The sequence below is a fragment of the Sphingomonas sp. ABOLG genome (genome assembly GCF_003950435.1).
Taxonomy (GTDB): Bacteria; Pseudomonadota; Alphaproteobacteria; order Sphingomonadales; family Sphingomonadaceae; genus Sphingomonas; species Sphingomonas panaciterrae.
Genome location: NZ_QQWW01000005.1, coordinates 182,195 through 198,764, shown reverse-complemented (window position 1 = coordinate 198,764; position 16,570 = coordinate 182,195). Strand labels below are relative to the sequence as shown.

At 66.8% G+C, this 16,570-nt stretch carries 17 protein-coding genes; 9 read left to right on the top strand and 8 right to left on the bottom strand.

Going from position 1 to position 16,570, the window contains the following annotated elements; all coding sequences use genetic code 11:
- Positions 1–24: 24 nt before the first annotated feature.
- The 3 genes from recQ (at position 25) to CA236_RS08120 (ending at position 2,688) form a co-directional block, all read left to right on the top strand.
- Complete coding sequence (gene recQ, locus CA236_RS08130; RefSeq protein ID WP_125945223.1) at positions 25–1,788, top strand: DNA helicase RecQ; 1,764 nt, start codon at positions 25–27, stop codon at positions 1,786–1,788.
- Positions 1,789–1,861: 73 nt separating this feature from the next.
- Positions 1,862–2,296 carry a TIGR01244 family sulfur transferase gene (locus tag CA236_RS08125; RefSeq protein WP_046408368.1) on the top strand — a complete coding sequence of 145 codons (435 nt, stop codon included), beginning with the start codon at positions 1,862–1,864 and terminating at the stop codon, positions 2,294–2,296.
- The gene (locus CA236_RS08120) at positions 2,293–2,688 is read left to right on the top strand and encodes a hypothetical protein (protein WP_125945222.1); all 396 of its coding nucleotides are present in this window, start codon (positions 2,293–2,295) and stop codon (positions 2,686–2,688) included. The genes CA236_RS08125 and CA236_RS08120 overlap by 4 nt, the downstream gene beginning before the upstream one ends.
- A gap of 25 nt (positions 2,689–2,713) precedes the next feature.
- Here the strand turns inward: CA236_RS08120 and CA236_RS08115 are convergent, their stop codons facing one another.
- On the bottom strand, positions 2,714–3,982 hold the full coding sequence (locus tag CA236_RS08115; protein WP_125945221.1) for a dipeptidase: 1,269 nt from the start codon (positions 3,980–3,982) through the stop codon (positions 2,714–2,716).
- 311 nt (positions 3,983–4,293) lie between these two features.
- Here CA236_RS08115 and CA236_RS08110 point away from each other — a divergent pair, with 311 nt between their 5' ends.
- The gene (locus CA236_RS08110; protein WP_125945220.1) at positions 4,294–4,500 is read left to right on the top strand and encodes a hypothetical protein; all 207 of its coding nucleotides are present in this window, start codon (positions 4,294–4,296) and stop codon (positions 4,498–4,500) included.
- A 42-nt stretch (positions 4,501–4,542) separates the two neighbouring features.
- Here the strand turns inward: CA236_RS08110 and CA236_RS08105 are convergent, their stop codons facing one another.
- From CA236_RS08105 to CA236_RS08090, 4 genes are read right to left on the bottom strand one after another with little or no spacing between them, the layout of a single operon-like run.
- Positions 4,543–5,643 (bottom strand): FAD-dependent oxidoreductase, encoded by a 1,101-nt coding sequence (locus tag CA236_RS08105; protein ID WP_241212574.1) that lies wholly within the window; start codon positions 5,641–5,643, stop codon positions 4,543–4,545.
- The gene (locus CA236_RS08100) at positions 5,640–6,041 is read right to left on the bottom strand and encodes an acyl-CoA thioesterase (protein ID WP_125945219.1); all 402 of its coding nucleotides are present in this window, start codon (positions 6,039–6,041) and stop codon (positions 5,640–5,642) included. Before CA236_RS08100 ends, CA236_RS08105 begins: the two co-directional genes overlap by 4 nt.
- The gene (locus CA236_RS08095) at positions 6,038–6,598 is read right to left on the bottom strand and encodes a DedA family protein (RefSeq protein WP_241212573.1); all 561 of its coding nucleotides are present in this window, start codon (positions 6,596–6,598) and stop codon (positions 6,038–6,040) included. The genes CA236_RS08100 and CA236_RS08095 overlap by 4 nt, the downstream gene beginning before the upstream one ends.
- A 28-nt stretch (positions 6,599–6,626) precedes the next feature.
- Positions 6,627–8,696, bottom strand: coding sequence for a S9 family peptidase (locus tag CA236_RS08090; RefSeq protein ID WP_125945217.1), 2,070 nt, complete (start codon positions 8,694–8,696; stop codon positions 6,627–6,629).
- A 264-nt stretch (positions 8,697–8,960) separates the two neighbouring features.
- On the opposite strand from CA236_RS08090, the gene CA236_RS08085 reads away from it, so the two are divergent.
- A complete protein-coding gene (locus tag CA236_RS08085) occupies positions 8,961–9,899 on the top strand; it encodes a DUF808 domain-containing protein (protein WP_125945216.1) in 939 nt (312 codons plus the stop codon).
- A 28-nt stretch (positions 9,900–9,927) separates the two neighbouring features.
- Here CA236_RS08085 and CA236_RS08080 read toward each other — a convergent pair whose 3' ends face one another.
- The gene (locus CA236_RS08080; RefSeq protein WP_125945215.1) at positions 9,928–10,845 is read right to left on the bottom strand and encodes an ABC transporter ATP-binding protein; all 918 of its coding nucleotides are present in this window, start codon (positions 10,843–10,845) and stop codon (positions 9,928–9,930) included.
- Positions 10,846–10,927: 82 nt separating this feature from the next.
- Here CA236_RS08080 and CA236_RS08075 point away from each other — a divergent pair, with 82 nt between their 5' ends.
- The gene (locus CA236_RS08075; protein ID WP_046408381.1) at positions 10,928–11,158 is read left to right on the top strand and encodes a zinc-finger domain-containing protein; all 231 of its coding nucleotides are present in this window, start codon (positions 10,928–10,930) and stop codon (positions 11,156–11,158) included.
- Positions 11,159–11,731: 573 nt separating this feature from the next.
- On the top strand, positions 11,732–13,159 hold the full coding sequence (tldD, locus tag CA236_RS08070) for a metalloprotease TldD (RefSeq protein ID WP_125945285.1): 1,428 nt from the start codon (positions 11,732–11,734) through the stop codon (positions 13,157–13,159).
- Positions 13,160–13,214: 55 nt separating this feature from the next.
- Here the strand turns inward: tldD and CA236_RS08065 are convergent, their stop codons facing one another.
- Positions 13,215–13,541: a pilus assembly protein PilZ gene (locus CA236_RS08065; protein ID WP_046408383.1), complete on the bottom strand. Its 327-nt coding sequence runs from the start codon at positions 13,539–13,541 to the stop codon at positions 13,215–13,217.
- Between the two features lie 23 nt (positions 13,542–13,564).
- Positions 13,565–14,086 carry a sterol desaturase family protein gene (locus tag CA236_RS08060; RefSeq protein ID WP_046408385.1) on the bottom strand — a complete coding sequence of 174 codons (522 nt, stop codon included), beginning with the start codon at positions 14,084–14,086 and terminating at the stop codon, positions 13,565–13,567.
- 51 nt (positions 14,087–14,137) lie between these two features.
- On the opposite strand from CA236_RS08060, the gene CA236_RS08055 reads away from it, so the two are divergent.
- Both CA236_RS08055 and CA236_RS08050 read left to right on the top strand, forming a co-directional pair.
- A complete protein-coding gene (locus CA236_RS08055; protein WP_125945214.1) occupies positions 14,138–15,739 on the top strand; it encodes a lysine--tRNA ligase in 1,602 nt (533 codons plus the stop codon).
- 75 nt (positions 15,740–15,814) lie between these two features.
- A complete protein-coding gene (locus tag CA236_RS08050; RefSeq protein ID WP_125945213.1) occupies positions 15,815–16,405 on the top strand; it encodes an SOS response-associated peptidase family protein in 591 nt (196 codons plus the stop codon).
- Positions 16,406–16,570 lie beyond the last annotated feature (165 nt).

Sequence of the window (16,570 nt, the reverse complement as noted above, 5' to 3'; positions counted from 1 at the left end):
CCGGCACGCGTAGAGCCACGGCGAATGGCCGCCGACCCCGTTTCCGTCCTCCAGAAGCTGTTTGGTTTCCCCGATTTCCGCGGTGTTCAGCGCCACGTGGTCGATCGCGTGCTGGCGGGGCAGTCGACGCTTGCCGTCATGCCAACCGGTGCCGGCAAGTCGCTGACCTATCAGCTGCCCGCCACCATGCTCGACGGCACCTGCATCGTCGTCTCCCCGCTCATCGCGCTGATGCACGATCAGCTGCGCGCGGCCGAGGCGGTGGGCATCCGCGCCGCCACCCTCACCAGCGTCGATGAGAACAAGGCGGAGACGCGCGGCCGTTTCCTCGATGGCGATCTCGACCTCCTCTACATCGCGCCCGAACGCGCCTCGACGGCCGATTTCCGCGACCTGCTCGAACGCGGCCGGGTCGCCTTGTTCGCGATCGACGAGGCGCATTGCGTCAGCGAATGGGGCCATGACTTCCGCCCCGATTATCGCCTGCTACGCCCGCTGCTCGATCGCTTCCCCGATGTGCCGCGTCTCGCGCTCACTGCGACGGCGGACGAACATACCCGCGCCGACATCCTCGATCAGCTCGGCATTCCGACAGAGGGGATGATCGTCGCCGGTTTCGACCGGCCCAACATCCGCTATTCGATCTCGCCGCGCGACAATACGACGCGCCAGATCGCCGACGTCATCCGCGACACGCCGGGCCCCGGCATCGTCTATGCCCAGACCCGCGCCGGTACCGAGAAGCTCGCCGCCACGCTGCGCGAGGCGACCGGCCGCCCGGTGCGCGCCTATCACGCCGGGCTTGATCCCGAGATTCGCCGCCGCAATCAGGCCGCCTTCGTCGCGAGCGAGGACATGGTGATCGTCGCCACCGTCGCCTTCGGCATGGGGATCGACAAGCCCGACGTCCGCTTCGTCGCGCATGCCGGCCTGCCTAAGTCGATCGAGGCATATTATCAGGAAACCGGCCGCGCCGGCCGTGATGGCGATCCGGCGGTCGCGCACCTGTTCTGGGGTGCGGAGGATTTCGCCCGCGCGCGACAACGCATCGCGGAGGTCGAGCCGCAGCGCCAGCCGGGGGAACGCCAGCGGCTCAACGCGCTCGGTGCGCTTGCCGAGACCGCCGGCTGCCGCCGCCGCATCCTGCTCGCCCATTTCGGCGAGACCCCGCACGCAGCCTGTGGCAATTGCGACAATTGCCTGTCGCCGCCCAACGCGATCGACGCGACGGAAACCGCGCGCAAATATCTCTCCGCCGTCTTCCGCACCGGCCAAAGCTATGGCGCGACCTATGTCGAGGAAGTGCTGATCGGTAAATCCTCCGAACGCAGCCTGATGAACGGGCATGAGGCGCTGTCGGTGTGGAGCATCGTCGACGGCGAGGAGGCGGCCATGCTTAAGCCGGTCGGCCGCGCGCTGCTGCTGCGCGACGCGTTGCGCACCAATCCGCATGGCGGGCTGGAATTCGGCCCCGCCGCGCGCGGGCTGATCAAGGGCGAGGATACGCTCAAACTCGTCATCCCGCCCAAGCGCGCCCGCCGTCGCCGCGGCGATCAGGCGGCCGATCCGGTCAACGACCCGCTGTTCGAGGCATTGCGCACCTGCCGGCGCGAACTTGCGCAGGAGGCCGGCGTGCCGCCCTATGTGATCTTCCACGATTCGGTGCTGCGCGAGATGGCGGCGACCCGCCCCGCCAGCCTCTCGGCGCTCGGCCGCCTGACCGGCGTGGGACAGCGAAAGCTCGATGCCTATGGAGAACCGTTCCTGCGCGTGATCCGCGAGCATTGAGCCGCTGAAAAAGCCGTGGATAACGCGCCGGCGCTGGTTCTCCCGTGCGCGAAGCTGCGCTATCGCTGGCGCCATGCTCGATATCCGCCGCATCGACGACCGCATCTCGGTCGCCCCGCAGATCGCCCCTGAGGACATTCCGGCGATCAAGGCCGCCGGCTTCGCGGCGATCGTCAACAATCGGCCCGATGGCGAAGAGGACGGGCAGCCGACCGGCGACGCGATCCGTGCTGCGGCCGAGGATCAGGGCCTGGCCTATACCGCCATCCCGGTCACTCACGCCGGCTTCTCGATGCCGCAGGTCACGGCGATGATCGACGCGCTCGGCGCCGCCAATGGCCCGGTGCTCGCTTACTGCCGGTCGGGCACCCGGTCGTGCAACCTGTGGGCGCTGGCGCAGGCTGGCCTCGGCGGTGACCCGGACGAACTGACACAGCAGGCGCGCGGCGCCGGCTATGATCTCTCCGCCCTTCGTCCGCTGATGGACGCGGTCGCGCCACCCAGATGATCTGGGTCGTGGCGGGCGCAGCGGGGGCTGCGCTGGCCGGGCTGGGGGCGCTGATCATGTGGCTGCTGCACCGTGGGGGCGGGCAGCGGCTGACCACACCCGAGCAGGCGTTGTCCGCATCGGCAGAGCTCCTCGCCGGCTTCGCGCCGGTGTCCGCCGTGCTTGGCGATGACGGGCAGGCCGCGTTGATCGTCGGCGATGGCCGGCGCGTCGCGGTGCTCAAGGTGCGCGGAAAAGGCGCTGCCGCGCGGGAGGTCGAATGGCGCGACGTTCAAGCCACGCGTGAGGGGTTGCGCGTCGCGACGCGCGACTGGCGGCTCGGCACGATCCTGATCCTGGGCGTCGACAATCTCGACGTCCGCCGCCTCGCGCCGCAGCTGCGGGGCCTCTAGGCGGCGGCTCCTTCTCCCTCCCGACTCAGTCGGTCGCGGTCGCGTCGACCGGCTTCATCGCCTTCTGGCTGGCGGCGACCGCCTCCACCCGCTCCATCACGCGCAGCACATTGCCCTGCGCCAGCGCGCCAAGCTCCGCGTCGGTCCAGCCGCGCCGCGCCAGTTCCGCGAACAACCGCGGATAGCCGTCCACCCCGGTCATGTCCGCCGGCGCCGTACCGCCGATCCCGTCATAATCGCCGCCGATGCCGACCGCGCCCTTGCCGGCGACGCGCGCGATATGCTCGACATGGTCGGCGACGTTGGCGGCGGTGACATGCGGCATCGGGTTCGCTGCGTCCCACGCGACCAGCGGCGCCGGCGCCTTGGGCCCGTACACATCGGTCGCCAGACCCTGCGCCTTGCCGAAGTCCGATCGCTTGCGATCCCACGCGCGCCATTCCTCCGAGACGAAGGCCGGGTACACATTGACCATCACGACCCCGCCCGCCTGGCCGATCCGCGCCAGCAGGTTGTCGGGAATGTTACGCGGCACGTCCGCCACAGCGCGCGCGCCCGAGTGCGAGGCGATCACCGGCGCCTTGGCGATGTCCAGCACCGCCGCCATCGTCGCGTCCGACACATGGCTGACGTCGACGATCATGCCGATGCGGTTCATCTCCGCCACGACCGATCGGCCGAAATCGGTCAGCCCGTTGGCGCGCGGCGCATCGGTCGATGAATCCGCCCAGCTCAGGCTCTTGCCATGCGTCAGCGTCATATAGCCGACGCCCAGCTCCTTCATCTGGCGCAGCACGGACAGGCGGCCGTCGATCTGGTGCCCGCCCTCGATCCCGATCATCGAGGCGATCCGCCCCGCCTTCTGCGCCGCGCGCGCTTCGGCCGCGGTGGTGACCAGCGCAAAGGCGTCCGGATTCGCCGCCGCCACCCGGCGCACGATGTCGATCTGCTCCAGCGTCATCTCGACGGCGCGCGGCCCGGTGGTGGTCGCCGGGATCCACACCGACCAGAACTGCCCGCCCACGCCGCCGCGCCGCAACCGCGGGATATCGGTCTGCAAGGGATAGGGCAGCGCGGAGGTGTCGCGCATCAGATCGACCTGCTCGACCTTGCCGTCATGCCGGTCGCGGATTTCCCAGGCGAGATCGTTGTGCCCGTCGATCACCGGATAGCGCTGCAGCAATCGCGTGATCCGCGCCGGAACCTCGGCCGTTACGGGGCTAGTCGCGGCCGGCGTGGAGGGCATGAAAGCTGTGGCTGCCTGGGCGACAAACAGAAGGGCAATCAGCGACATGGCATCTCCGGACGTAGCGGGCCGTGCAGGAACCATCCGCCAGCCCGCATGTTGTGGGGTGAGGCCCGGAGAAAACCGGACCGCCTGATGGTCTGCGAAAGCGGCCATTGGTGCAAGTGATAAACCAGCCTCGTCGCATCCCCGCGGCGGGGTTTCCTTGTCTGCAATAACAAGACGGAGAGTAATAGAAGATTACGCTTCAGCAACAAGTAACACAGCTTTCATGCGCTTAACGGTTGATTATTAATGTGGTTGATTTCGCACTCCCGGCAGAAAGGCTATGTCGGAAGTCGGGAGATGGAGTGAGTTTCGTGGACGACGACAAGGAATATTACTACCGCCGCGCCGAGTCGGAGCTCGAAATGGCGCAGCGGACCGAAAACCCCGAAGCAGTGAAGGCTCATTACACTTTGGCCGGCTATTATCTCGACAAGGTGTACAATGATGATGCCGCCGCCATCGTGGCTTCCGGAGAGGCCGCCATCAACACCACCCCGCCGGCCGCTTCGCTAAGCTAGGACGGGTGGGTCACGCGCCGGGCACATCGGCTGCCCGGCTCTTCACGCGCGGCATCGAAATCCCATGAAGAACGCCGCGTGCCGCGCCAGGATAGTGTCGATATCCCCCGGCTGGGGCTCCGCCGCACTTTCCCCATGTTCGAACGTGCCGCCGCAGATGATCCCGTCCGGGCGCGGGAACATATATCCCATCCGGCCGCCGAAAGCGTAATTCACCTCGGGCTGCGGCAGCAGGACGGCCAGCTGCCCGCGCACGGGGATCATCTCCGCATCACCGAACAGCGCGGCCGCGCCCAGCCCCGTGCAATTGAAGATCAACCGCTCTGGCAACCGCGCCAGGTCCGCAGGCGTGGCAAAATCGCGAATGACGATGCGGCCGCCGGCAATCCGCACATCCTGTTCCAGCTTGCGCAGCAACCGACCCGTCTCGGCATACATCGTGTCGAACCGGATGACGTGGCCGCCAACGGGAAAGGGATGCTCCGCCGCATCGAGGTAGCGCAGACCGGGCATGTAGCGCTCCAGCGCGCGTGCCTGCCCCGGCGGGGTGCGCGTCTGCTGATAGGTGGGCACCCAGCGGATGCCGTAATCCTCGCCGACCATGATCTGGAACCGGCGCCAGCTATAGTCCAGCGCCCGGGCATATTGTGCGCGCCATTGGGACGTCACCGCATCGTCCGCGAAATGGCTCGCCGGTTCCCATTGCCCGCCCGCGATATTGGACGTCGTCTCGGGCGGTAGCGCCTTGGTGTAGAGCGTCACCGGATAGCCGGCTTCCTGGCACAGCCGCGCGGTGGTGAGGCCCATGATCCCGGCACCGATCACCGCCACGCCTCCGTGATGGCCGGGCAGCCCCAGATCCACCGCCAGCCGCGATGTGCCCCAGGACAGGGTGATGCCCGCGCCGCCGTGGCCGTAATTGTGCACCACGCGCTTGTCACCCAGCGTGTCTGCGCGGACCACGAACCCGCTCGAACGATAGGGCCTGAGGCCGGCAATGGTGCGGATCACGCGGTCCGGTGCCACCCGGACCGGCGCCAGGCAGGCCGTTGCTGGCGCCGCAATCGGGCGCGTCCGTGTCGTGGCACATCCCGGAAGGATCAGCGGGGCGGCGGCAAGGACCGCGCGGCGATCCAGCGTCACGCCGGCCCGTCGCTTCGGAATGGCGCGGCAACTTCGTCACGTACCCGCAGCAGCCGCCCGCTCGCCCGGTCGAGCAGCGCCCAGGTGGTCACGCCTTCCACCAGCGCCCGGCCGTCGGCGCTGGTGAAACGGAAATGCCGGTTGAACCGCGCGCCCCGCGGCGGCTCGGGCACCCATGTCTCGCCCGTCGCCTGCTGCCCCTCCGCCAGATTGCCGCGATAATCGATCTCGTGCCGGGTCACGACCCACACATGCGCCGCGCGCTGCTCCTCTGGCGCGACCGCCTCCCAATGCGCCACCGCCAGGTCTTGGATCCAGCGCACCCACACGGCATTGTTAACATGGCCCAGCTCGTCGATGTCGGCCGCATCGGCGACAAAGGTCTTGGTAAAGGTCATCGCTTTCGCCACCATCGCAGGATCTGGAACAGCACGAATATACCGCCCAGCACCGCCACGCCCATCAGCAGCGTTTCGCGACTGGGCCGCAGTCGCCCGGCGAGTTCCGTCACCGCCTCGCCAAACCAATAGCCTAGCGCCGTGAACAGGCTCGCCCACACCGTCGCGGCGATCGCGTTGATCACTAGGAAGGTCGATGCCGGCACCTGACTGGTCCCGATCGCGATCGGGCTGACGGTTCGAAATCCGTAGAGGAAGCGGAAACCGAAGATGAAACTGGTCGGATAGCGTTCCAGCAGGCGCAGTGCCTTGGCAAAGGCGCGCTTCTGCGTCCAGCGCTGCACCGTCGGACTGTCGCGATAGCGCCGGCCCGCGGCGAAGAAGAACTGGTCCGACAGGAAGGAGCCCGCCGCCGCCCCGACAAAGGCGAACTGCCAGTGCAACAGGCCCTGGTGCGACAGCAGACCACCGGCGAGCACTGCCGTCTCACCTTCGAGCATCGCGCCCAGGAACACCGCGACGGCACCCCATTGCGCGATGATCGATTCAAACGTCACGTGCGAACGGCCCCGCGCGCCGTGCGGGTCACTCTTCCACCCCCAGCTGCCACAGCACGAAGGCATGTTCCTCCGCCGCCTCGCGCAGGCTTTCGAACCGACCCGATTTGCCGCCATGCCCCGCGCCCATGTTGGTCTTGAGCAGCAGGATATTGTCGTCAGTCTTGGTCGCGCGCAGCTTGGCCGCCCATTTCGCCGGCTCCCAATAGGTCACGCGCGGATCGTTCAGCCCGCCGGAAATGAACAGCGGCGGATAATCCTGCGCGCGGATATTGTCATACGGGCTGTAGCTGCGGATCAGCTGGAACGCGGCCGGATCGGTGATCGGATTGCCCCATTCGGGCCATTCGCCCGGCGTCAGCGGCAGGCTTTCGTCCATCATCGTGTTCAGCACGTCGACGAACGGCACGTCGGCGATCACCGCGCCCCAGAGTTCAGGATCGGAATTGACCACCGCACCCATCAGCTCGCCGCCGGCCGATCGCCCGGCGATCGCGATCCGCCCCTCGCTGGTCCACTTCTGCTCGATCAGCCCGCGTGCGACATCGACGAAATCGGTGAAGGTGTTGGTCCGCTTCGCCAGCTTGCCGTCATGATACCATTGCTGCCCCAGGTCATCGCCACCGCGGATATGCGCGATGGCGTAGGCGAAGCCGCGATCGAGCAGGCTCAGCCGCCCGGTGGAGAAGCCCGGCGGAATCGCATGGCCATAGGCACCATAAGCATAAAGGAACAACGGGCGGCTGCCGTCTCGCGGGAAGTCGGACGGATAGACGATCGATACCGGTACCTCAGTGCCGTCGCGCGCGGTGATGTGCAGCCGCTCGGTGCGATATTTGCCCGCCTCATAGCCCGACGGGATCTCCTGCACCTTCAGCACGGTCAGCCCGCGTGTCGCGGTATCGTAATCGTACACGGTGCCCGGCGTGACCATCGATTCATAGCCGACGCGCAACACCGTCTGGTCATATTCGGGATTGTCCCCCAGCCCGGCGGCATAGCTCGCCTCCAGGAACTCGATCCGCTCCGCCACGGTCGGCGCGTCGTAGCGGTGGATCGCCACCTGATCGAGACCGTCCTCGCGTCCCTCCACCACGAAGAAGTCGCGATAGCATTCGACGCCCGTCATGTAGAACTGGCGGCTCGGCCCGATCAGCTCGGTCCATTCGCCGGGCGCACTGATCGGCGCGGTGACCAGCCGCCACATAGGGTCCACGTCATTGGTGTGGATGAACAGCGTGTCGCCATGCGTATCGACGTCATATTCCCGCCCCGACTGGCGCGGCGCGACCATGATCGGCTCGGCCAGCGGATTGTCGGCCGGCAGCAGGCGAACCTCGCTCGTCACATGGTCGCCCGTCGCGATCACAATCCAGCGGCGGTCGCTCGTCTCCGCCACGGCCACGCGATAACCCTCGTCATCCTCGTGGTAGAGCTCGACATCCGCGGCCGGATCGGTGCCCAGCCGGTGCAGCCGCGCATTGTCCGTCCGCCATTCCTTGTTGGCGAGGCCGTAGAGGAACGCGCTGTCGTCCGCGGTCCACACGATGTCGGACAGCATCCCCGGGATCGTGTCGGGCAGCAGCGCGCCGGTGGCCAGATCCTTCACATGGATGGTGAAACGCTCGGACCCATTGTCGTCGATCGCATAGGCCAGCTTCATGCCGTCGTTCGACACGGCGAACGCACCCAGCCGGAAATACTCCTTCCCCGCCGCCAGTGCCGTTTCATCCAGCAGCAGCTCGTCGGCGCTGCCATCGTCGGGCGCACCTACCGGGCGGCGCCACCATTTGCGATACTCCCCGCCCGTTTCGAACGCGGTCCAGTACAGCCAGTCGCCATCCTTCTGCGGCACGGAGGATTCATCCTCCTTGATGCGCGCCTTCATCTCTTCGTACAGCCGGTCGACCAGCGGGCGGTGCGGCGCCATCGCCTGTTCGAAATAGGCGTTCTCCGCCTCGAGATAGGCGAGCACGTCCTTGTCATTGACGTCAGGATAATTGGCATCCTTCAGCCACGCCCAGGGATCCTCGATGGTGACCCCGTGGGCGGTGAAGGAGTGCGGACGAGTGGCGGCGATCGGCGGGGAAATCGTCATGTCGCTTCCTTAACCCGCATCGGGGCGAAGTCGATGCCAACGGGTTGCGATGCAATTTATGCAACCGGTTACATGCAACTTTGCACTTGCGGCGAATCATGCTGCAGTGCACAAGCATCAGGCCTTTCAGGCATCCTCTCCTAAAAACTTTCATGGCCGATCCCTCCGGGGGTCGGCCTTTTTTCTTTGTGCCGCGTTCATCCGCCCCTTGCCGCTGTGCGCGTTCGCCCATAGCGGCAGCTTGGGTTTGAAGGATCAGATCAGATGGCTGGTGGCCTGGTTGCGTTGCTTGATGACATTGCGGCGCTGGCGAAGCTCGCCGCCGCCAGCCTGGACGACGTCGCCGGCGTCTCGGCAAAGGCCGGGACCAAGGCCGTGGGCGTCGTCATCGACGACACCGCGGTCACCCCGCGCTACGTCACCGGGCTCAGCCCCGCGCGCGAACTGCCGATCATCTGGAAGATCGCGCTGGGCTCCATCCGCAACAAGCTGATCCTGCTCCTGCCCGCGGCACTCCTGCTGTCGGCCTTCGCGCCTTGGGCAATCACCCCGATCCTGATGGCGGGCGGCACCTTCCTGTGCTTCGAGGGCGCGGAAAAGGTGATCGAGGCGCTGACCGGCGCGCACCATGGCGACGAAGCCGTCGCGGTGACCGATCCCAAACAGCTGGAGGATCGTCAGGTGTCGGGCGCCATCCGCACCGACCTCATCCTCTCCGGTGAGATCATGGCCATCGCCCTGTCTGAACTGGCCGATCAGACGATCGTCAACCAGGCGATCGCGCTTGCGCTCGTCGGCCTCGCCATCACCGTCGGCGTCTATGGCGTCGTCGCGCTGATCGTGAAGATGGACGACATCGGCCTCGCATTGGCAGAGCGGGAGGGCAGCGGCACGCGCGCGATCGGCCGGGGGCTGGTCTCGGCGATGCCCGTTGTCCTGAAATGGCTCGGCATCATCGGCACGGCGGCGATGCTGTGGGTCGGCGGCCAGATCATCGTCCACGGCCTGCACGAATTTCACCTGACGCCGATCCCCGGCTGGATCGAGCACGCCGCCGAAGCCGCGCGCCACGCCGTTCCCGGTGCCGGGGGCGTCGCCTCCTGGATCGTCAACGCCGCCCTCTCGGCGGTGTTCGGCATCATCGTCGGCGCGATCGTCGCCGGCGTGCTTCACCTCCTGCCCAGGAAGGCCGCCAAGCACTGATAGCGCTGGCGGACCGCGACCCGATCGGTCAGGCCGCGCGGGTCAGGCTCAGGAACACGTCCTCCAGATCAGCTTCGCGCGTCGACACATCGACGATGCCGAATCCCGCACCCTGAACCGCCGCCAGCACCTCACCAGCGTTCACCCGGTCCTTGGAATAGGTGATCTCCAGCGTTCGCTCGCCCTTCAGCACGATCTTCTCGAAACAGGGCGCGCTGGGCACCGCCGTCACGTCGCGCTCCACCGTCACCTCGACCACCTTCTCCTGCGCACGGCTCAGCAACTGGCGGGTCGGCTCGTTGGCGACGACCTGGCCATGGTTGATGATCGCGATCCGATCGCACAATTCCTCGGCTTCCTCGAGGTAATGGGTCGTCAGCACCACCGTCACGCCACCGGCGTTCAATTCGCGCACATAGGCCCATAATTGCTGGCGCAGCTCGATATCGACGCCAGCGGTCGGCTCGTCGAGCACCAGCACCGGCGGCGAATGGACCATGGCCTTGGCCACCATCAGCCGCCGCTTCATGCCCCCCGACAGGGTGCGGGCATAAGCCTTGGCCTTGTCCTCCAGATGCACCGCGCGCAGCAATTCCATCGATCGCCGCTCCCGCTTCGGGATGCCGTACAGCCCGGCCTGGATCTCCAGCGTCTCGAGCGGCGTGAAGAACGGATCGAACAGGATCTCCTGGTTTACGATCCCGATCGACGCCTTGGCGTTGCGCGGCTGCGCATCGATGTCGAAGCCCCAGATCGATGCCGTGCCGCTGGTCTTGTTCACCAGCCCGGCCAGAATGTTGATCAGCGTCGATTTGCCCGCGCCATTTGGCCCCAGTAGGCCAAAAATCGTGCCCTGCGGCACGTCGAAACTGACCCCGTCGAGCGCGCGCTTCCCCCCCTGATAGGTCTTGCAAAGATCCCGTATGGCGATGGCAGCGTCGGTCATGGCGGCGATCGTTACGCCCGCCCGCACGCGAATGCTAGGCAGGTGATTGCTAGCGCGGCGCGGCCTTGCTAACGCGGGCGCCATGTTGCCGCCGCCCCAGATCAGCCGAGTTTCGCACCACCGCGTCGCCTGTGACGGCGCGCATGACGGGATCCCCGCCGCGCTGGGCCACCCGCGCGTGTGGCTGGAAATCTCGGAACTCGGCTATGTCGACTGCGGCTATTGCGATCGCCGCTTCGTGCTGATCGGCGGCCCGGCCGATGGCGTCGACCCGGCCACCCTTCCCGACCACGGCGACGGCGCCGGGCGCTAAGTCGCCTCCTGACGCGACAGCACGCAAACCTGCTCGATCGCGTCACCGCCCCCTCGGGCGCCTGAACATCCCACCACCGGTACGCAGCCGCGGCACTTGCGGCTGCGTCAGATCAGCGGAACGAACAGCCCATTGGCGCCGCACCACCGGGCGTGAGCGCCGACACGCGCCTCCCGGCCATAACGCCAGCGCCTTGACGCGAGTCCTACCGGGCTGACGCCACCCCTTCCTCGATCCGGCAAGTCAGCGCAGCCGCCGAACAGCGCCGTTGCGTCACCTTGGGCCACGCGCGCCTCCAGCCATACCTCGCCAACGCAACCCCAGCTCGTCACCCCGCTGAGGATTGCTAACGCACGCCAATGTTATCCACAGCCAGTCCACAGCTAATCCACACGCTGCCCACACCCTTCCCACGGCCTGTCCACAACCTGCTCACAACTTATCCACAGCCCGCTTGAAGGTTATCCACAGCTCGCCCACAGATTGTCCGCAGCTTGTTCCGGCCGCCCCCACAGCTTTGCCCACAACTTTATCCACAGCCTTTCCGCGACGCCCCCCGCGCCCTACATTCCCATCATGACCGCTATCGATCCCCGCTCGTTCCTGTACCGCGACTCGCTGGATCCGGAGGCCGCGCTGTCGCTCACCGCGGGCGCTCTCTCGCGCGCCGACGACGGGGAGCTGTTCCTGCAATATCGCAAGTCGGAGGCGTTCGGCTTCGACGATGGCCGGCTCAAGACCGCCAGCTACGACACCCATTCCGGCTTCGGCCTGCGCGCCGTCTCGGGTGAGATGACGGCCTTCGCCCACGCCAGCGAACTGTCCGAGGCAGCGATCAAGCGCGCGGCGGAAACGATGCAGCTGATCGATCCCTCGACCAGCGCGAAGGCGCCGCCGCCCACCGGCACCAATCAGCGGCTCTACACCGATGGCGATCCGCTCGATCTCGTCCCCTTCGCCGACAAGGTGAACCTGTGCCAGACGATCGACGCCGCCGCCCGTGCGCGCGATCCGCGGGTCGCGCAGGTATCGGTCGGCCTGTCAGGCACGTGGAGCGTGGTGGAAATCGTCCGCCCCGACGGCTTCGTCGCTACTGACGTTCGCCCGCTCGTCCGCCTCAACGTCTCGATCGTCGTGGAGCAGAACGGCCGCCGCGAAACCGGCACCTTCGGGATCGGCGGGCGCTATCTCTACGATTCGCTGCTCGATCCGGCGACCTGGAACCGGGCGATTGACGAGGCATTGGCGCAGGCGCTGGTGAACCTTGAATCGGTTGCGGCTCCGGCGGGCGAGTTCACCGTGCTGTTCGGCCCCGGCTGGCCCGGCATCCTCCTTCACGAGGCGATCGGCCACGGGCTTGAGGGCGATTTCAACCGCAAGGGCACCAGCGCCTTCTCGGGCCGCATCGGCGAACAGGTCGCGGCGCGCGGCGTCACCGTGGTCGACGATGGCTCGATCCGCGATCGCCGCGGCTCGCTGACGATCGACGACGAAGGCACGCCGACTCGCGAGACGATCCTGATCGAGGATGGCTTCCTGAAAGGTTACATGCAGGATCGCCTCAACGCGCGCCTGATGGGCGTGGAGGCGACCGGCAACGGCCGCCGCGAAAGCTTCGCCCACGCCCCCATGCCGCGCATGACCAACACCTTCATGAAGGGTGGGAACGACGATCCGGCCGAGCTGCTCTCCCGCGTGAAGAACGGCATCTATGCCAAGTCGTTCGGCGGCGGTCAGGTCGATATCGTCTCGGGGAAGTTCGTCTTCTCCTGCACCGAGGCGTATAAGGTGGAGAACGGCAAGATCGGCGCCCCGATCAAGGGCGCGACGCTGATCGGCGATGGCCCGACCGTGCTGACCAAGGTGCTTGGCGTCGGCAACGACTTCGCGCTCGACGAAGGGATCGGCATGTGCGGCAAGGGCGGGCAGAGCGTGCCGGCCGGCGTTGGTCAGCCAACGCTGCTGGTGGGCGGCCTGACCGTCGGCGGCACCGCCGCCTGACGCGTTCGCGCACGATAACCGCCATTGCGCCCGCGCGCGATGGCGGGGGTCGGGCCTAGCTGTTGCTCAGCGCCACGATGTGATCGAACACCGCCGGGTGCAGCGGCTTGGTGAAGGCGCAGCCGTAGCGATATTTGTCGCGCCACGCGACCACCGCCTCCAGCCCGGCCAGCCCCGGCAGCGTCAGCCACACGGTCGTGCCCGGCCACAGCGTGAAGCTGGTCTGCGCGCGGAAACCGGTGGTGGACAGGTCGACCACCTCGATCTCGAATCGGGTCGTGCCGCGATCACGCAGATGCGCGCGCATCTTCACCGCCTTGCGCAGCGCGCCGCGATTCTCATCGCCCTCACCCGGGCCGGGAAGTGGGATGGCGTGGTCCATGGCGCCCTTATCCCCTGCGAAGGTTACTTTTCGGCAAACGTCCGATCCGCACCGGCCGGGGCACGCACCCCCGCCCGCCCGCGCCGCTTAAGCTCGGCCTTCAGATCCTCCGGCTTGGGCGCCACGAGGAAGCCGAAGCTGACCGTGCCTTCCTTGGTGTTCACCACATGGTGCAGCCGGTGCGCCTGCACGATCCGCTTCATGTAGCTGGATTTGGGCAGGTAGCGCGTGCGCACCCGCTCATGAACGATGATGTCGTGGAACCCGAAATAGATCGCGCCATAGGCAGCGATCCCCGCGCCGATCCAGGCATAGCCTTCCCACCAGCCGCCCTGCACGCCGCCATAGATCAGCACGATCGAGGGGATGGCGAAGATCGCACCGTACAGGTCGTTCAATTCGAACCGTCCGGTGCGCGGCCGATGGTGGCTTTCGTGCAGGAACCAGCCCGGCCCATGCATCACCCAGCGGTGCATGACATAAGCGAACACCTCCATCCCGGCGACGGTGAGGAAGAACAGGAGAAGGCCGGACCAGATCGACATGCGTTGCCCATATAGCCATCGCGCGCCCGCGTCGCTACGTCGCACCGCGTTATGACAGACGCATACGATCCCGAACGGCGCGCCGCAGCGCTCGAGTCCAAGGCCTGGCCCTATGAGGAAGCGCGAAAGCTTCTGAAGCGCTGGCCCGAAGGCAAGCCGAACGGGGAACCGATGCTGTTCGAAACCGGCTACGGTCCCTCGGGCCTGCCGCACATCGGCACCTTTCAGGAGGTGCTGCGCACCACCATGGTCCGCCGCGCCTATGAGGAAATGACCGGCCGCCCAACCCGGCTGGTGGCGTTCAGCGACGACATGGACGGCCTGCGCAAGGTACCGGACAATGTGCCGAACAAGGAATTGCTGGAGGCGAACCTCGGCAAGCCGCTGTCGCGCGTCCCCGATCCCTTCGGCAAGTTCGACAGCTTCGCCGCGCACAACAACGCCATGCTGCGCGACTTCCTCGATCGCTTCGGCTTCGATTACGAGTTCGTCTCGTCGACGGACTATTACACCTCCGGCCGCTTCGACGAGAAGCTGCGCGACGTCCTGCGCAACTATGACAAGATCATGGCCGTCATGCTGCCGACGCTGCGTGCCGAGCGGCAGGCGACCTATTCGCCCGTTCTGCCGATCAGCCCCACCTCGGGCATCGTGCTCCAGGTCCCGGTCGAGGTGGTCGACGCAGAGGCCGGCATCATCCGCTTCCAGGATACCTCTGTTCCCGGGGGCCAGACCGTCGAACAGTCGATCCTCGGCGGCAAGGCGAAGCTCCAGTGGAAGCCCGATTGGGGCATGCGCTGGGCCGCACTCGGCGTCGATTATGAAATGTACGGCAAGGACCTGATCGATTCCGGCATCCTCGGCGGCAAGATCGCGCAGATCCTCGGCGGCCGTAAGCCCGAGGGCCTGGTGTACGAGCTGTTCCTCGATGCCAAGGGCGAGAAGATCTCCAAGTCGAAGGGCAATGGCCTTTCGATCGAGGAATGGCTGACCTACGGCCCCGACGAGAGCCTCGCCTTCTACATCTATCGCGAGCCGAAGAAGGCGAAGTCGCTCCACCTCGGCCTCATCCCGCGTGCGGTGGACGACTATTGGCAGTTCCGCGCCAATTATCCCGCGCAATCGTGGAAGGAGAAGCTCGGCAACCCCGTTCACCACATCCACACTGGCGACGTGCCGGCGGCAACGCTGCCGGTCACCTTCGGGCTGCTGCTGAACCTCGTCGGTGTGATGGGCGAAGGCGCGACGAAGGAGCAGGTCTGGGGCTATCTCGGCAATTACCTGTCGGATGCCAACGCCGCGGCGCATCCGGAGCTCGACCGGATGATCGGCTATGCCCTCGCCTATCACCGCGACTTCATCGCCCCGACGCTGAAGCGCCGCGCGCCCGAGGGCGTCGAGGTTGCCGCGCTCGAACGGCTCGACGCCGATCTCGCCACGCTGGGTGAGGACGCTTCGGCGGAGGATATCCAGAACGCCGTCTATGAGATCGGCAAGACCGCCGGCTTCGCGGAGCTGCGCGGTTGGTTCAAGGCGCTGTACGAAACGCTGCTCGGCTCCAGCCAAGGCCCCCGCATGGGCAGCTTCATCAAGCTCTACGGCGTCGCCAACACCCGCCGCCTGATCGCCGAGGCGCTCGCCGCGGTCAAGTGATACCGGCAGCTGGCGCCAATCTCCCCCGCCGCGGGAGGTTGGCGCCAGCCCCGCCGATCCGCTACCCTCCCGCCCATGTGCAACGAGGCCGCCCGTCGCATCGCCATCGGCGAATTGCGCAACGACTGGGGTGAGACGCGCATTCCGCTCGTCTTCCCCGAGGGCGTGCCCAACATGGCGCCGCTCGACAGCTTCCGCATCACCGATCCGACGATCATCATGCGCGGCGTCGACGGCCGCGCGGATGCGGCGGAATGCGTCACCCGCCGCTGGAGCTGGCCCGGCTCGGGCGGAAAACCCGTGTACAATTTCCGCTCCGACGGGCGAGATCTGCGCACCGGCCGCTGCCTGATCCCGGTCGACAGCTTCTTCGAATTTACCAAGCCCGCCGACCCCAAGGCGAAGCGCAAGGACAAATGGGCCTTTCGCCTCGCCGGCCACGACTGGTTTTGCATCGCCGGCCTGTGGCGCAAGGACGCAAGCGTCGGTGAAGCCTTCACCATGCTCACCTGCGAACCCGGACCCGACGTCGCCCCCTATCATTCACGCCCGGTGGTGGTGCTCGGCCGCGACGCATGGGCGGCATGGCTCGACCCTTCCGTCCCCTCCGCCGATCTGTGCCGGCCGCTCCCCGCCGGCAGCCTCAGCGTCACGCCCGCGCGATAATTCGCGTTACGTCACCAGGATCGTCGCCGCCCCGGCCAGGATCATGCCTACCGCCACGCAGCGCTGCCACGACACCCGCTCACCCAGCGCGAAGATCGCGATTCCCACTGCCGTCACCATCCCGGTCTCGCGCAGCGCGGCGAGCGGCGCGGTCGGCCCAAGCGC

Bases quoted from the DNA above. Each gene is read 5' to 3' on its own strand.
- CA236_RS08115 (WP_125945221.1), bottom strand. From the start codon at position 3,982: ATGTCGCTGATTGCCCTTCTGTTTGTCGCCCAGGCAGCCACAGCTTTC.
- CA236_RS08085 (WP_125945216.1), top strand. From the start codon at position 8,961: ATGGCTGGTGGCCTGGTTGCGTTGCTTGATGACATTGCGGCGCTGGCG.
- CA236_RS08125 (WP_046408368.1), top strand. From the start codon at position 1,862: ATGCTCGATATCCGCCGCATCGACGACCGCATCTCGGTCGCCCCGCAG.
- CA236_RS08090 (WP_125945217.1), bottom strand. From the start codon at position 8,696: ATGACGATTTCCCCGCCGATCGCCGCCACTCGTCCGCACTCCTTCACC.
- CA236_RS08080 (WP_125945215.1), bottom strand. From the start codon at position 10,845: ATGACCGACGCTGCCATCGCCATACGGGATCTTTGCAAGACCTATCAG.
- CA236_RS08075 (WP_046408381.1), top strand. From the start codon at position 10,928: ATGTTGCCGCCGCCCCAGATCAGCCGAGTTTCGCACCACCGCGTCGCC.
- CA236_RS08050 (WP_125945213.1), top strand. From the start codon at position 15,815: ATGTGCAACGAGGCCGCCCGTCGCATCGCCATCGGCGAATTGCGCAAC.
- recQ (WP_125945223.1), top strand. From the start codon at position 25: ATGGCCGCCGACCCCGTTTCCGTCCTCCAGAAGCTGTTTGGTTTCCCC.
- CA236_RS08100 (WP_125945219.1), bottom strand. From the start codon at position 6,041: ATGACCTTTACCAAGACCTTTGTCGCCGATGCGGCCGACATCGACGAG.
- CA236_RS08060 (WP_046408385.1), bottom strand. From the start codon at position 14,086: ATGTCGATCTGGTCCGGCCTTCTCCTGTTCTTCCTCACCGTCGCCGGG.
- CA236_RS08120 (WP_125945222.1), top strand. From the start codon at position 2,293: ATGATCTGGGTCGTGGCGGGCGCAGCGGGGGCTGCGCTGGCCGGGCTG.
- CA236_RS08065 (WP_046408383.1), bottom strand. From the start codon at position 13,541: ATGGACCACGCCATCCCACTTCCCGGCCCGGGTGAGGGCGATGAGAAT.
- CA236_RS08055 (WP_125945214.1), top strand. From the start codon at position 14,138: ATGACAGACGCATACGATCCCGAACGGCGCGCCGCAGCGCTCGAGTCC.